Here is a 13669-nt window from a genome sequence, read left to right as displayed (position 1 = left end):
GACACCCCCTCCCCCGCAAGCCGGGAGAGAGCGCGAATTCGCGGCAGCCGTTACGGCCGCAAATACAGATACCCCTGCGACTGAAGCTCAGCGAGATGAACCACGCCGCCCTTCTCCGCACTCACGAACCCCGGCAGCAGATCGGTCAGCTTGATGTTCTGCGCCTTCATGGTGTTGCCGCAGGCGGCGAGCTCGACGCCGTCCTTCGCGAAATTGCTGATCCGCCGGCTGACGTCGGGGTTGGCGTGCGCCCAGTGGAACGCCTTCAACGCCGGCCCGTGGATGACAAGCGCGAGCTTGACGTGGTCGGGACCGCCGACGCCGTCGATGTGGTTCTGGATGTTGCCGAGCACGAAATTGACCTTGTCGGCGTCAGCGAGGTGATAGACGACCTTCAGCTTGTCGGGCTTGGTGGGTTCAGCCGCCGCTTTGGCGCGCGAGGCCGCAAAGGTTGCGCCAAGCGCCGAGACGGTGCTCCACAACATGTTCCGGCGGTTCATGATGATCTCCTGATTTTGCCGGAGGCATATCACTTGTGGCGCAGCGCAGCGAGTTCCTTGCGGTCGGTCACCAACGCGGCGCACTCGCTGTTGTCGGTCCGATCGAGCCGGAAAATCCCGTCGTCCTGGCCTGCGACCAGGGATCGGTCTTTATCTTCAGTCGGGTTGTTGTGCAGCCAGATCCTGATGCTTTCGAGCCGCACGATGGCTGACTTGTCGTCCTTTGACAGTGCAATGCCGACGCCGCCGCCCTCGCAATCGACGCCGCAGTCGAGGCGCACCTCGCTGCCGTGCTTGGTAAACACCGCGTGGTGGCAGGAGCCGCTGGAGTCGAAAGCGCCGCTGCGGTGGCGATAGTGGAAGCCGATCCGGAACGAGTTGCGCAGCTGATTGTCCACTGCGTCGGTCTCGGCCGAGACCAGCAGCTTCATCGAGGCAACCTTCTGCTTCGGATGCTGCGCCAGATGTGCGGCATCGTAACGGCGAACGAAGCAGGCATAGGCCGTCTTGCCGGGTGGGCCTGCATAGATGCGCGCGTTGAAGGTATCGGCTTCGGCCGTGGTGGCCTCGTGGATATCGTCGACCTCCTCGGCCCGGGCGGCGCCGATGAAGGCGGCGAGGGCAAGCGGGAGGATGAGGGCAAGCTTCATGATCGCACCGGGGACGTTGGCCATTGACGGCCCGTATCGGGAAGGAAGCGGGCCGTTGCGGTTTAGTCGCAAGCCGCTCGCCGAGCGTTCATCTGCCCTCGCTCCGGCGGCCTCGCTGAAGTAGTGTGGAGCTTTCCGAGGTCGAACAGGTTGTCGCGCAACGTGTCGCGGAGAATAGACGCAGGTTAATGGGTGCGCTCGCGTCAGCCTTAGTCGCCGTCGGACCAGGAAGGTTCAGCGGCGCTTGTGTCTGGGAACCGCGCGCGGTCCGCTACGACGTTGTCGCGGTTCATCGATGTGATACTCTTCACAGGCAATCGCATTTCGGAGTTTTAAGCTGATCCGTCTTTGCAAGTTTGTGGAGCCCCGTCATGGGCGAAATTCGCAACTTCAGATCCGGAAATCACGGCGAGCCGCCTCCGCAGGGCTCAATGCCCCGTCGCCTCGCTGCGATCATTGTCGGTGACATTGCTTCCTACAGCCGCTTGATGCAAGCCGACGAGGAAGGCACGCATGTCCGTGTCAAGCGGATCGAGCGAGACCTCATTGGGCCCAGCATCATCGAGCATCATGGCGCGCTGGTGAAGACGACCGGCGATGGCTTCATCGCGATTTTCGACAGTCCTGTCGAGGCTGTCAGGTGCAGTATCGTCATTCAGCAGAATCTCATCGGCCGCAACGCTTCGCTGCCGAGGGAATCGCGGATCGAATACCGGATCGGCATCAACCTGGGTGACGTGATCGTAGAACCGGACGACGTGTATGGCGACGGCGTCAACATTGCCACGCGCATCGAGGGAATCGCCGATCCCGGTCAGGTCTACATTTCGGGCGCGATCTACGAGCAGATCAAGCACAAGGTCGTGTGCGGCTACGAGTCGCTCGGAGACCGCAAGGTCAAGAACATCACGGATCCCGTTCGCGTCTATCGCGTCCTGCCGGACGCCGATGCGGTCGGGAGGACACGGGGCCGGCGCGAGAACACGCTGATCTTTCTCCTCGCGGTCACGCTGCTGGTGATTGCTGCCGGCGTGCTGGGATATCTGCTGGCGCAGCAGCCGGGCAAGACAGGCGAGCGCGCCGCCGCGCCGGCCGTCCCTCCGGTCGCATCTCCAAGTCCGCAACCGCCGCCACGCGAAGCGGCGGCGCCGACACCTCAACCGTCTCCGTCAGTGGCCGCCTCAACTCCGTCATCCGCGCCGTCGCCGAGCCCATCGGCGACGCCCGCCCGCGAACCCGAGATGATCGCCATTCGCGGCGGCAGCTTCGCGATGGGAAGCAATGACGACCCGACCGAGCGGCCTGTCCACCAGGTGACGATCAAGCCATTTTCAATCGGCAAGTACCCGGTGACGACCGCCGAATGGAACGAATGCGCTGCTGCGAAGGCATGCGGATTTGTTGCGACCGGAAAGGACGATGCGCCCGTCACCAATGTGAGCTGGACCGACGCGCAGCAGTACGTGGCCTATCTCGCGCAAGCAGCCAAAAAGCCCTATCGGCTTCCGAGCGAAGCCGAATGGGAATTTGCCGCCCGCGGCGGAACGCAGACCAAATACTGGTGGGGTGACAAGCTCCAGTCGGGCATGGCCGGATGCAAGGATTGCGGTGATCTCGCGGCCGAGCAGCCGGCGAAGGTCGGCAGCTTCAAGCCGAATCCATTCGGGCTCCATGACATGGGCGGCGGCGTCGACCAGTGGGTCGAGGACTGCTGGCACAGAACCTACCAGGGCGCGCCTGGTGACGGCTCGGCGTGGAACGGCGGGGACTGTACATCGCATGTCTTGCGCTCGGGCTCGTGGAAGAACGATTCGAGATATGTGAGGCCATCCAACCGCGATGGCTACGACACCAATGTTCGCTATCCGACGCATGGATTCCGAGTCGCTCTTGGTCCTTAGTCAGGGGAGTGGGTTTGATGCAAATCCTTCGTTGCATCACGTTGTCGATGGCGCTTGCGTTGCTTCCGGGCACAGCACTTGCGCAAGGCAAGACAGCTCCAAAGGACGCAAAGCTCTACTTCATCACCCCGTATGACGGGCAGAAGGTCCGCGGCGGATTCTGGGTCCGGTTCGGCTTACGCAACATGGGGGTGACGCATGCCGGTGATGATTACCAGAACGCCGGTCATCATCATTTGCTTGTCGACGTCACCGACCCGATTGACCCGAAGGAGCCGATTCTCCAGGACAAGTCGCATCTGCATTTCGGCGCGGGACAGACCGAAACGTTTCTGGAGCTCCCGCCCGGCACCCACACCCTTCAGCTGCTGCTGGGCGATGCCAAGCACTATCCGTTCGATCCGCCCGTCGTCTCAGACAAGATCACCGTGCGTGTCAGGCCACCGTCGCAGCGCAGCCAGTGATTCAGCGCAGGCTGGCGTTGATCTTGTCCAGCACCGCCGAGCCCGGGCACAGCGTGTCCGCTTCGAGCCTGTTGAGCGGCGTCTCGACCGTGTTGAGATGGGCGTGCAGATCTTCCGCATCGGGATCCACATAGAGCAGGCCGGTGACGATCTGTCCCTTGGCGGCGTGCTTGGCGAGGAAGGTCTGGGCCCCCAACCGGTCATGGGGATCGTAGTCGGCATCGATCTTGCGCAGCGCGATCTTGCTGCCGTCATGTTGTTCGACCACCTGCACCGTACCAGGCGCGTAGTCGACCGCAATGGGGTCGCGGCCGACCAGCACGTCGAGCCGGTTCACGGCGTCGTTGTGCTCACGGACGTAATCGAAGCTCTTGGTCGAGCCGGCGTGATTGTTGAAGGCGATGCAGGGGCTGATGACGTCGATGAAGGACGCGCCCTTGTGGCGGATTGCGGCTGCGATCAGCGGCACCAGCTGGGTCTTGTCGCCGGAGAACGAGCGCGCCACGAAGGTGGCGCCGAGTTGCAGTGCGATCGCGACGAGGTCGATGGCGTTGTCGGTGTTGGTCACGCCCTTCTTCGACTTTGAGCCGCGGTCGGCGGTGGCCGAGAACTGACCCTTGGTCAGGCCGTAGACGCCGTTGTTCTCGACGATATAGGTCATGTTGACGCCGCGCCGGATCGAATGCGCGAACTGGCCGAAGCCGATCGAGGCGGAATCGCCGTCGCCGGAGACGCCGAGATAGATCAGGTCGCGGTTGGCGAGATTGGCGCCGGTCAGCACTGACGGCATGCGGCCGTGCACGGAGTTGAAGCCATGCGAATTGCCGAGGAAATAGTCTGGCGTCTTGGACGAGCAGCCGATGCCGGAGATCTTTGCCACCCGGTGCGGCTCGATCGAGAGCTCGTAGCAGGCCTCGATGATCGACGCCGTGATCGAATCATGGCCGCAGCCGGCGCACAGCGTCGAGATCTTGCCCTCGTAGTCGCGGTGCGTGTAGCCGAGCTCGTTCTTCTTCAGCCCGGGATGATGAAATTTCGGCTTTGCGATGTAGGTCATGACAATTTCTTTCTGCTTCCTCGCCGCAATCCCACGTCTTTCAGCCCCGCCCGGGCTGTTGCTGCGGCAACCCGTCATTGCGAGCGCAGCGAAGCAATCCAGAATCCCTCCGCGGCAAGGCTCTGGATTGCTTCGCTGCGCTCGCAAAGACGATGTAGATGCAGCCGGCCATCATGACACGGCCTTGCGGAGCGGGGTCACCTTGAGGTGATCCTGGTGGTCGCCAATGGCTTTTGCGATGAAACGTGCGGTGATGGGGGTGCCGTCATAGTGCACGATCGGCACGAGGCGGACGGGGTCGATGCCGTTCTCGTTGACGATGAGCTGCCGAAGCTGGCTGTCGCGGTTCTGCTCGACCACGTAGACGAAGTCGTGCTCGGCAAGGAAGCTCGCCACGCTCGAGTGGAACGGAAAGGCGCGGATGCGCAGGCGATCGAGCTGGTGCCCGCGCGCTTCCAACAAGCCGATCGCCTCGTCCATGGCCGGCGAGGTCGAGCCGAAATAGATCACGCCATATTTGGTCGGCCGTTCCGCATTGGCCTGCAGCGGTCGCGGCACGAGGTCTTGCGCGGTCTCGAACTTGCGCACGAGGCGTTGCATGTTGTCGGCATAAACGGTGCCTTCCTCGGAATAGCGCGCATAGCGGTCGCGAGAGGTGCCACGGGTAAAATACGAGCCTTTGGTCGGGTGCGTGCCGGGATAGGTGCGGTAGGGGATGCCGTCGCCGTCGACGTCGAGATAGCGGCCGAAATCGCGGCCTTCCTCCAGCATCTCCGCCGTCATCACCTTGCCGCGGTCATATTGCTTGGCATCGTCCCATTTCAGCGGGCGGCAGAGCCGGTGGTTCATGCCGATGTCGAGATCGAGCATCAGGAAGATCGTGGTCTGCAGCCGCTCGGCGAGATCGAAGGCGGCCGCCGCGAACTCGAACGCCTCGGCCGGGTCTTCCGGGAACAGCAGCACATGCTTGGTGTCGCCATGCGAAGCATAGGCGCAGGCGATGATGTCGCATTGCTGGGTGCGGGTCGGCATGCCCGTGGACGGGCCGGCGCGCTGGATGTTCATGATCACGGCCGGAATCTCGGCGAAGTAGGAGAGGCCGATGAACTCGGTCATCAGCGAGATGCCGGGCCCTGAGGTCGCGGTGAAGGCGCGGGCGCCGTTCCAGGAGGCGCCGATGACGATGCCGATCGAAGCCAACTCGTCCTCGCCCTGCACGATCGCGTATTTGGCCTTGCCGGTTTCAGGATCGTGCCGGTACTTGTTGCAATGCGCGGTGAAGGCCTCCGCCACGGAGGACGATGGCGTGATCGGATACCAGGCGCAGACGGTCGCGCCGCCATAGACGGCGCCGAGCGCGGCGGCGCTATTGCCCTCGATGAAGATGCGGTCGCCGACCTTGTCGGACTTCTTGATGCGTAAGCCCAGCGGGCATTTCAGGTTTTGCAGCGCCCAGTCGCGCCCGAGATGCAGCGCATGGACGTTGGAGGACAAGAGCTTCTCCTTGCCCTTGTACTGCTCGCCGATCAGCTGCTCGATCAGCTTCGGATCCATCTCGAGCAGCGCGGACAGCGCGCCGAGATAGATGATGTTCTTGAACAGCTGGCGCTGGCGCGGATCGGTATAGGTCGAGTTGGTGATCGCGGTCAGCGGCACGCCGATCACGGTGATGTCGTCGCGGAATTTGGTCGACGGCATCGGCTTGGTGGAATCGTAGAACAGATAGCCGCCGGGCTCGATGCCGGCGACGTCCTTGTCCCAGGTCTGCGGGTTCATCGCCACCATCATGTCGACGCCGCCGCGGGCGCCGAGATGGCCGGCTTCCGTGACGCGCACCTCGTACCAGGTCGGCAGGCCCTGGATGTTGGAGGGGAAGATGTTCCGCGGCGACACCGGTACGCCATGGCGCAGGATCGCGCGCGCGAACATCTCGTTGGCGCTGGCCGAGCCCGAGCCGTTGACGTTGGCGAAACGGACGACGAAGTCGTTTACGCTGCTGATCGGCTTTTTGTCGGACATGTCGAACCTGCGTGAGTCATCTCGATGAAGTATTTCTGCATGTCCCAGGCCCCGGTAGGACACCGCTCGGCGCACAACCCGCAATGCAGGCAGACGTCCTCGTCCTTGACCATCACGCGGCCGGTCTTGAGAGCGGAGGACACGTAGAGGTCCTGGTCCTGATGCGGCGAGGGCGCCTTCAGGCGATGGCGCAGATCGTCTTCCTCGCCGTTGGCGGTGAACGTGATGCAGTCCATCGGGCAGATGTCGGCGCAGGCATCGCACTCGATGCAGAGCGAGGTCGAGAACACCGTCTGGACGTCGCAGTTCAGGCAGCGATGCGCCTCGCCGAGCGCGAGCTTGACGTCGTAGCCGAGCTCGACCTCGGTGCGGATGTCCTTCAGCGCGACGACCTTGTCGCGATGCGGCACCTTGAAGCGCTTATCGATGGAGATGTCGTTGTCGTAGCTCCATTCGTGGATGCCCATCTTCTGCGATGAGACGTTCACCTCCGGCAGCGGCCGCTCGGTGATGTCCTCGCCCGAGAGCAGCTTGTGGATCGACAGCGCGGCGTCGTGGCCCTGCGCCACCGCCCAGATGATGTTCTTCGGCCCGAACGCGGCATCGCCGCCGAAGAACACCTTTGGGTTGGTCGAGACGAAGGTTTTCGGATCGACCTGCGGCATATGCCATTTGTCGAACTCGATGCCGCAATCCGGCTCGATCCAGGGAAAGGCGTTCTCCTGGCCCACCGCGACCAGCACGTCGTCGCAGGGGATGGTCTGATCGGGATCGCCCGAAGGCACCAGATTGCGGCGACCTTTTGCGTCGTATTCGGCCTTGACGTGTTGGAAGGTGACGCCGATCAGCTTGCCTGCGACATGCTTGAATTCCACCGGCACCATGTAGTTGAGGATCGGGATGTCCTCGTGGATGGCGTCCTCCTTCTCCCAGGGCGAGGCCTTCATCTCCTCGAAGCCGGAGCGCACGATCACCTTGACGTCCTCCCCGCCGAGGCGGCGCGCGGTGCGGCAGCAATCCATCGCGGTGTTGCCGCCGCCGAGCACGATCACGCGTTTGCCGATCTTGTCGGTGTGACCGAACGACACGGAGGAGAGCCAGTCGATGCCGATATGGATGTTGGCGGCGGCCTCCTTCCGCCCGGGGATGTCGAGCTCGCGGCCGCGCGGCGCGCCGGAGCCGACGAAGATCGCGTCATATTTTTCCGCGAGCAGCGCCTTCATGCTCTCGATGCGGTGACCGCCTTTGAACTCGACGCCGAGACCCAGGATATAGCCGGTCTCCTCGTCGATCACGGAATTGGGCAGGCGGAATTTCGGGATCTGCGTCCGCATCATGCCGCCGGCTTCAGGATCGCTGTCGAACACGGTGCAGTGATAGCCGAGCGGCGCGAGGTCGCGGGCCACCGTCAGCGAGGCCGGACCGCCGCCGACGAACGCGACACGCTTGCCGTTCTTCGCAACAGGGTGCGGCAGGCGCTGCTTGATGTCGTCCTTGAAGTCGGCAGCGACGCGCTTGAGGCGGCAGATCGCCACCGGCGTTTCCTCGACGCGTCCGCGCCGGCACGCCGGTTCGCATGGACGATCGCACGTGCGTCCCAGGATTCCGGGAAACACGTTCGACTTCCAATTGATCATATAGGCGTCGCTATAGCGGCCTTGTGCGATCAGTCGGATGTATTCGGGAACGGGGGTGTGCGCAGGACAGGCCCACTGGCAATCGACCACTTTGTGAAAGTAGTCGGGGGCCGCGATATCGGTCGGTTTCATTCCTACCATGTCCGCACAGGCTCAAAGACCCGGCGGCCTTTTCTCGAGCTTGTCGAACGCTTAACGCGTCGCAATCTGGTTTCTGAATGACGTCATTGGGTTAGCTTATTAGAACCGCTCCGGAGTACAACGGCAAATTTTCGCGATCACCTGCTTTCATGGGAGCTCCGCGCAGACAGCATTAACGTCCGCGCGCAGTCATGCGGCGGTGCAGCATCACGCGGTGCTCTATCTCCGTCGCTGCGAGGTGCATCCGCGAAAAGATCTGGCGGGCAGCGTGGCGATCTTCCGACTTCAGCCGCGCACCATATCGCTCTTCGCGAGGCCCCACATGTGCGCATAGGTGCCGAGGGAGACGGGCAGCGGGAAGGGCGCGTCAGCGCGCGGCCTTCGACGCGAGATCGGCGATCGACTTCATGACCGCGTCCCGCACGCCGGCATCATAGAGCGAATGCCCGGCGCCTTCTACGATCCTGACCTCGGAACCCGGCCAAACCTGCGCAAGCCGCGCGGATGTCTCAGGGGGACACAACAAATCGTAGCGGCCCTGCACGATGATGCCGGGAATGCCGGCGAGCTTGTCTGCATTCCGCAGCAGCTGGTCTTCGCTCATGAAGGAGCTGTTGGCGAAATAATGCGCCTCCATGAACGGCGTCGCGGGCAGCGTACGCCAGACGTTGAGCGAGGCGAGGTCGATGCGGGTCTTGGTCGCCTTGTGTTCCGACAGGGCGCGCTCGGTGTCGTGCCAGGCGCGCGAGGCCGGCCCATGCACGGCGGGATCGGCATCGAGGATGCGGCGATAATAGGCTTCAACCGGATGCGCGCGCTCCTCCGGCGTCAGCACGCTCAGGAAATCCTCGTGCAGCGCCGGATAGAACTGCGCCAGGCGCGAGGTGAAGGCGATCTCGACCTCCGCCTGCGTGCCGAGGAACGTCGCGCGCAGCGCAATGCCGCAGACGCGCGCGGGATGGGCCTGCGCATAAGCCAGCGCCAGCGTCGCGCCCCAGGAGCCGCCGACCACCATCCAGCGGTCAAGACCGAATTTCTCGCGAATCTTCTCCATGTCGGCGATCAGATGCGCCGTGGTGTTGTGCTCGCGCGATCCCTTCGGCCGGCTGCGGCCGCAGCCGCGCTGATCGAACAGCACGGCGTGCATGCGTTCGGGATCGAACAGCCGGCGGTGATCGGGCTGGCAGCCGCTGCCGGGGCCGCCATGCAGGTAGATCGCGGCGATGCCGTCAGCGCGGCCGACGCTCTCGACATAGAGCTCGTGGCCGTCGCCGACATCGAGCATGTCCGATGTCAGCGGCGCAAAGGGATCGGCACGTCTCGCGGATGCAGCCGCGTCCGCGTCAGGCACCATTCTCGTGTTCCAGAGTGCCGCCGGCGAAGTTGCGATAGAGGAAGCGGTTGGTCTCGCCCTCGGCCTCCCGCTCGGCCTGCTTGAAGATGGTCTCGTGCAAGGGCGACAGCGCGCAGGCCGGGTCGGTGTTGGCGGCATCGCCTGTCAGCGCAAAGGCCTGGCAGCGGCAGCCGCCGAAATCGATCTCGCGGAACTCGCAGCTCCTGCACGGCTCCTTCATCCAGCCGCTGCCGCGATAGCGGTTGAAGGCCTCGGAGTTCCGCCAGATCCAGGCGATCGAATGGTTGGAGCGCACGGATTCGAAGTCGAGCCCGGTGATGCTCTCGGCGGCGTGGCAGGGCAGCACCTTGCCGGCCGGCGAGATGTTGAAGAACTGCCGGCCCCAGCCGCCCATGCACTTCTTCGGCCGCAGCGCGTAGTAATCAGGGACGACGTAGTCGATCGCCAGCGTGCCTTTGAGCCGCTCGCGGGCCTCCTCGACGGTGCGGGTGCATTGCTCGAGCTGCGCGACCGTCGGCATCAGCGCGGCGCGGTTCTTCAACGCCCAGCCGTAATATTGCACATTGGCGACCTCGAGCCGGTCGGCGTCGAGATCGACCGACATCTGGATGATCTCAGGGAGCTGATGCAAATTCTGCCGGTGCATCACCGCATTCACCGTCAGCGGCAGATCCAGCTCGCGCGTCCATTTCGCGACTTCGAGCTTCTTGCGGTGGCCGCCCTTGTAGCCGGCAACGCGGTCGGCGAGGCCCTCTTCGATGCCCTGGAAAGAGATCTGCACATGGCAGAGCCCGGCGTCGGCGAGATCGCTGAGCCGCTCGCGCGTCAGCAGCACGGCCGAGGTAATGAGGTTGGTGTACAGGCCGACATCGCTGGCATGCTTGACCAGCTCGACGAGGTCCTTGCGCGCCGTCGGCTCGCCGCCGGAGAAATGCACCTGGAGCACGCCGATCTCGGCGAGCTCGCTCAGCACCTTCTTCCATTCCTCGGTGGTCAGCTCGTTGCCCGAGCGGTCGAGCTCGAGCGGGTTGGAGCAATAGGGGCATTGCAGCGGGCAGCGGTGCGTGATCTCCAGCAGCACCGCGAGCGGAATGCCGAAGGTCTCGGCCGTCGAGCGGCTCTTCTCCAGCACCGCGAGACTGTCGCCGGTATCAAGCGGGATGGTCGGGAGCACATCGCTCATGGCGTCTTCTCCCTGACTTCGGTGAGGAAGCCCTTGTCCGCGAGATCCTGGAGCATGACGATGACGTCGGCCAGGATCGCCTCTCGGGGGGCGGCGTATTTCGCCGCCAGCTGATCGGATACCTCCCCGACACTGCGCCTGCCGTCGCAGAGCTGCAAGACCTCGACCGCGATTTCATCAGGCGCCAGCACGCGTTCCGGCGCCAGGATCACCCAGACTTGTCGCGTCTCGTCATATTTGAGCTTGGCGTGCCGCGGCAGCACGGGGCGGCTTGCCTCGCTGACGCTGATGTTCCGCGGCCGGACCATGCTCTTATTCCTCAGCTCGCCTTCTCAGTTTTCTTTGGGCACGAACGCGCCCGGCGGAATGTTGCCTTCGACATAGGCGTGCTGGAGCGCATCGAGCTGCACCCACAACACGTTGGTCTTGAAGATCAGCGCGTTGCAGACCTGCGCGCGCTGCTCCGGCGTCGTGGCATGCGTCTTGACATAGTCGAGCGCGAAACCGGCATCGCGCGGCGCCTGCGTGAGGCGGCGCTTGAAGTAGCTCATGATGTCGGGATTGACGAAGTCGTAATGCTCCAGCATGCCCGAGATGCGTTCCTCGTGCAGGTTTGGCGCGAACAGCTCGGTCAGCGAGGAGGCGATCGCCTCCAGTGGGCTCTTCTCGCGGCAGTAGTGCACATAGGCCTCCACCGCAAAGCGCGTCGCCGGCAGAATGCCTTCGGTCGATTCCACATAGGCCGTGTCGAGGCCGAGACCTTCGGTCAGCTTCAGCCAGCGCTCGATGCCGCCTTCAGAGCCGACATCCCCGTCATGATCCTCGATGCGGTGGCGCCATTCCAGCCGCGTGGCGCGGTCGCGGAAGCGCGAGATCACCACCGCGTCCTTGATCGGGATAGTGCTCTGGTAATAGTAGCGGTTCAGCGCCCAGGCCTGCACCTGGCCCTTGTTCAGCTTGCCGCCGTGCAGCAGCTTATGGAACGGATGCAGGCTGTGATAGCGCGTGGCGCCGATGTGACGCAGCGTCGCCTCCAGTTCCTCGGCGGTCGTGAGCCGGATGTCCTTGCCGACAGAGAGCGCAGTGATTCCAGTCATGTTCATTTCAGGCTTGGACGCGGCAGTCACAGCACGATCTCCGTTCCGTCGGCGGGTATCTGCCATCCCGCCGCCTCGGCCGTCTTGCGTTCAGGCGTACCGGGCAGCAGCGCCGGGTTCGAGTTATTGATATGCAGGAACATCTTCCTGTCGAGTGAGAGATCGGCCAGCCGCGCGATCGCGCCATCGGCGCCGGACATCGCGACATGGCCCATGCTCTTGCCCGTCTTGTGGCCGAGCCCGGCCTTGATCATCTCGTCGTCCTGCCAGACCGTGCCGTCGAAGAACACCAGTGCGGCGCCGTCGATCTCGGCCTTCACCGCATCGGTGACCTCGGCGCAGGCGGCGATGAAATAGAAGCACTTGCCGGTCGATTTGTCGGTGATCTTCACGCCCAGCGTGTCGCCGTCGCCGCTCTCGCCGCCGGGATGCGTTTTGCCTTCGAGATACCAGGCCGATTTGCCCGGCACGGCGAAGGCGAGCACTTCAAGGCCCGAGCGCGCGCCGTCCGGGAATCTCGGTTCGAACGGCTCGGAAATGCCGATCGGCTGGCGCTTGACGCTCTTCTCGTTCAGCACGTTGAAGATGCTGTTGCTGGCCAGGATCGCCAGAACCTTCTCATGCGCATAAACAGTGAAGGGCGAGCCCTCGCGCATCGACAGCAGGCCCGCGACCGCATCGACTTCGCTGTTGGTCAGGATCACGCCGGCAACGGGCGTATGGCGCAGCGCGCCCGCCTTGGGATGCAGCTGCGGCGTGGCATTCAATTGCTGGCGGAGATCGGGAGAGGCGTTGATCAGGAACCAGTGCTCGCCGTCACCGCTGAAGGCGACCGAGGCCTGGGTTCGATAAAGCTCATGGCCATTGGCGCGGGCCGCCCGGCAACCGTCGCAACCGCAATTCCATTGCGGAACACCGCCGCCGGCGCCGGCGCCCAGGACGACGACGCGAAGCATGATCCGTCTCCTGGGGCAAATTCGCGAAGGGGATCTCAGACCGACACAGTTTCCCGCCGGGAAACCGCTCGCGACCGAAAGACCCATGCGCAGAACGCTTAACTCGCCGACCGCTTACTTACGGGTGGCGCTCACATACATGTTGATTTCCATGCCGCAGGGCACTTCGACGATTTTGGGGGCTTTCCAGGCCATTTTGGTTCTCCATTTCTGCGAACTCGGACGTGTCCGACCATGGGTAAACTAATGCGGGCGAAAAAGTTCGCCAGAGAAATCTTCCCGAGAAACGCCATGTTGCGACGCGAAAAATGACACTGGGAACATTACTTCCGGGGATGCGGCCTCGCGCTTGGCACATTCGGTCGCGAACCCTGTCCTGATAAAGCAGTTGTGAGTGCAGTGCAGCTTTCAATCCGATACAGGCGCCTTTAGCTGGATCTCGTGATGCCCAAATATTTCTTCAACACCCGTATCGGCGACGAACTGATCGTGGATCCCGACGGCGAGGATCTGCGCAACCCGGATCGCGCCTGGGAGGTCGCCCGCCAGATGATCCTGGAGGTCGTGAAGTCCGAGGGCGCGCAGCCGGCCCTGCTCGAGGCGGTCATCGAGGTCACCGACGATGACGGCGAGATCGTTCTGGAATTTCCCTTCAGCGAGGCGCTGCTGGACATGCCGGGCGAGTCCGCGACGCGGCATTAGAGGGGCCG

At 63.5% G+C, this 13669-nt stretch carries 14 protein-coding genes; 3 read left to right on the top strand and 11 right to left on the bottom strand.

Annotated elements, in window-relative coordinates:
- Positions 1–50 precede the first annotated feature (50 nt).
- Both ACVW16_RS10530 and ACVW16_RS10525 read right to left on the bottom strand, forming a co-directional pair.
- The gene (locus tag ACVW16_RS10530; RefSeq protein ID WP_456736078.1) at positions 51–500 is read right to left on the bottom strand and encodes a DsrE family protein; all 450 of its coding nucleotides are present in this window, start codon (positions 498–500) and stop codon (positions 51–53) included.
- Between the two features lie 29 nt (positions 501–529).
- Positions 530–1150 carry a hypothetical protein gene (locus ACVW16_RS10525; protein WP_456738218.1) on the bottom strand — a complete coding sequence of 207 codons (621 nt, stop codon included), beginning with the start codon at positions 1148–1150 and terminating at the stop codon, positions 530–532.
- A gap of 371 nt (positions 1151–1521) precedes the next feature.
- Between ACVW16_RS10525 and ACVW16_RS10520 the strand changes: the two genes are divergently transcribed.
- Together ACVW16_RS10520 and ACVW16_RS10515 are read left to right on the top strand one after the other, a co-directional pair.
- The gene (locus tag ACVW16_RS10520; protein WP_456699171.1) at positions 1522–3051 is read left to right on the top strand and encodes an SUMF1/EgtB/PvdO family nonheme iron enzyme; all 1530 of its coding nucleotides are present in this window, start codon (positions 1522–1524) and stop codon (positions 3049–3051) included.
- Between the two features lie 17 nt (positions 3052–3068).
- Complete coding sequence (locus ACVW16_RS10515) at positions 3069–3515, top strand: DUF4399 domain-containing protein (protein WP_456699170.1); 447 nt, start codon at positions 3069–3071, stop codon at positions 3513–3515.
- 1 nt (position 3516) lies between these two features.
- Here ACVW16_RS10515 and ACVW16_RS10510 read toward each other — a convergent pair whose 3' ends face one another.
- The 9 genes from ACVW16_RS10510 to pqqA all read right to left on the bottom strand — a co-directional run bounded on the left by ACVW16_RS10510 (position 3517) and on the right by pqqA (position 13154).
- A complete protein-coding gene (locus tag ACVW16_RS10510) occupies positions 3517–4572 on the bottom strand; it encodes a 2-oxoacid:ferredoxin oxidoreductase subunit beta (RefSeq protein ID WP_456699169.1) in 1056 nt (351 codons plus the stop codon).
- 171 nt (positions 4573–4743) lie between these two features.
- Positions 4744–6591 (bottom strand): 2-oxoacid:acceptor oxidoreductase subunit alpha, encoded by a 1848-nt coding sequence (locus ACVW16_RS10505; protein ID WP_456736077.1) that lies wholly within the window; start codon positions 6589–6591, stop codon positions 4744–4746.
- Positions 6561–8360, bottom strand: a complete 1800-nt coding sequence (locus ACVW16_RS10500; RefSeq protein ID WP_456699167.1) for an FAD-dependent oxidoreductase — start codon at positions 8358–8360, stop codon at positions 6561–6563. Before ACVW16_RS10500 ends, ACVW16_RS10505 begins: the two co-directional genes overlap by 31 nt.
- Before the next feature lie 376 nt (positions 8361–8736).
- Positions 8737–9723, bottom strand: a complete 987-nt coding sequence (pip, locus tag ACVW16_RS10495) for a prolyl aminopeptidase (protein WP_456736076.1) — start codon at positions 9721–9723, stop codon at positions 8737–8739.
- The gene (gene pqqE / locus ACVW16_RS10490) at positions 9713–10906 is read right to left on the bottom strand and encodes a pyrroloquinoline quinone biosynthesis protein PqqE (protein ID WP_456699165.1); all 1194 of its coding nucleotides are present in this window, start codon (positions 10904–10906) and stop codon (positions 9713–9715) included. Before pqqE ends, pip begins: the two co-directional genes overlap by 11 nt.
- A complete protein-coding gene (pqqD, locus tag ACVW16_RS10485) occupies positions 10903–11214 on the bottom strand; it encodes a pyrroloquinoline quinone biosynthesis peptide chaperone PqqD (protein ID WP_456802348.1) in 312 nt (103 codons plus the stop codon). Before pqqD ends, pqqE begins: the two co-directional genes overlap by 4 nt.
- 24 nt (positions 11215–11238) lie before the next feature.
- A complete protein-coding gene (pqqC, locus tag ACVW16_RS10480) occupies positions 11239–12009 on the bottom strand; it encodes a pyrroloquinoline-quinone synthase PqqC (RefSeq protein WP_456738217.1) in 771 nt (256 codons plus the stop codon).
- 20 nt (positions 12010–12029) lie between these two features.
- Complete coding sequence (gene pqqB, locus ACVW16_RS10475; RefSeq protein ID WP_456736074.1) at positions 12030–12959, bottom strand: pyrroloquinoline quinone biosynthesis protein PqqB; 930 nt, start codon at positions 12957–12959, stop codon at positions 12030–12032.
- Between the two features lie 114 nt (positions 12960–13073).
- The gene (gene pqqA / locus ACVW16_RS10470) at positions 13074–13154 is read right to left on the bottom strand and encodes a pyrroloquinoline quinone precursor peptide PqqA (RefSeq protein WP_007595659.1); all 81 of its coding nucleotides are present in this window, start codon (positions 13152–13154) and stop codon (positions 13074–13076) included.
- A 249-nt stretch (positions 13155–13403) separates the two neighbouring features.
- Here pqqA and ACVW16_RS10465 point away from each other — a divergent pair, with 249 nt between their 5' ends.
- Positions 13404–13661 carry a DUF6894 family protein gene (locus ACVW16_RS10465; protein WP_456699162.1) on the top strand — a complete coding sequence of 86 codons (258 nt, stop codon included), beginning with the start codon at positions 13404–13406 and terminating at the stop codon, positions 13659–13661.
- Positions 13662–13669: the final 8 nt, after the last annotated feature.

The organism is Bradyrhizobium sp. USDA 4474 (genome assembly GCF_054057515.1).
This window is presented reverse-complemented; position numbering and strand designations above follow the sequence as displayed.